Raw genomic sequence first — 253 nt, 5'->3', positions numbered from 1 at the left:
CAAGAAGACCAAGGTCGGCGACGGTCTTGGCAAAACCACCGGCTGGATTCATCGCACCGGTCTGAAGAACAAGCAGGTGCAGATGCTCAACAGCGTCGAATACCTGAGCATCGATGACCAAGGCTTGCACATTCGCATCGGCGAAAGCGGTGAGCCGCAACTGCTGGCGGTGGACAACATCGTGATCTGCGCGGGGCAGGATCCGTTGCGTGAATTGCACGATGGTCTGGTTGAAGCCGGGCAGAACGTGCAC

At 58.1% G+C, this 253-nt stretch carries 1 pseudogene; it reads left to right on the top strand.

Annotated elements, in window-relative coordinates:
- A pseudogene (fadH, locus tag AAEY83_RS17035) lies at positions 1-253 on the top strand (NADPH-dependent 2,4-dienoyl-CoA reductase); the annotation flags it as partial.

It is taken from the genome of Psychrobacter sp. TB20-MNA-CIBAN-0197 (assembly GCF_040309765.1).
Lineage (GTDB): Bacteria > Pseudomonadota > Gammaproteobacteria > Pseudomonadales > Moraxellaceae > Psychrobacter > Psychrobacter submarinus.
The sequence above is the reverse complement of the archived record's forward strand: the minus strand, read 5'-3'. Positions and strand labels throughout refer to the sequence as shown.